This is a genomic window from Pseudomonas sp. NBRC 111131, assembly GCF_001320525.1.
GTDB classification, from domain to species: Bacteria; Pseudomonadota; Gammaproteobacteria; order Pseudomonadales; family Pseudomonadaceae; genus Aquipseudomonas; species Aquipseudomonas ceruminis.
Window position 1 is genome coordinate 1 of sequence record NZ_BCBH01000096.1, and the last position, 727, is coordinate 727.

The window sequence follows — 727 nt, forward strand, 5'->3', positions numbered from 1 at the left end:
TGAATCGCCCCTGGTTTTCTAGACACTCTCCAAGCTCAGGAAATAGCGTTTCTCATACTCTACTGGAGACAGCTGCATAGCACTGCTGTGTCGGCGTTTAGGGTTATAGAACATCTCGATGTAATCGAAAATATCACTTCGGGCTTCTTCACGGGTTGTGTAGATCTTTCGTCGGATTCGCTCTCGCTTCAAAAGCTGGAAAAAGCTCTCGGCTACGGCATTGTCGTGGCAGTTTCCCCGCCGGCTCATGCTGCTGATTACATTGTTGGCCTTCAAAAAGCTTTTCCAATCCGAGCTACTGAACTGACTGCCTTGATCTGAGTGAATCATAACTTGCTGCTGAGGCTTGCGTCGCCAAACAGCCATCAACATCGCGTCGATAGCCAGGTCGCTGCACATCCTTGGCTTCATTGACCAACCAATTACTTGGCGTGAGAACAGATCCAGCACTACCGCGAGGTAGAGCCACCCTTCATAGGTGCGGATGTAAGTGATATCTGTCACCCAGACCTTGTTCGGCTCACTTACCTTGAACTGCCGCGCGAGGTGGTTGGGCGAGGCCACTGTTGGTTTTCCACCATAGAACCCTGGACGCCGCCGATAGCCCGTTTGAGAACGCAGTCCCTCCGCCTGCATCAAGCGCCTGACTCGATTTCGGCCGCATTCCTCTCCCAGCTCACGCAGGTCATCGTGAATTTTGCGGTAGCCGTATACACCTCCGCTTTCC

The 727-nt window shown here is 52.5% G+C and carries 1 protein-coding gene; it reads right to left on the reverse strand.

The window, feature by feature from the left end; all coding sequences use genetic code 11:
- Positions 1-18 precede the first annotated feature (18 nt).
- Positions 19-727 (reverse strand): IS3 family transposase (locus APH34_RS28420; protein ID WP_054903792.1); only part of this gene is annotated, 709 nt, incomplete at its 5' end.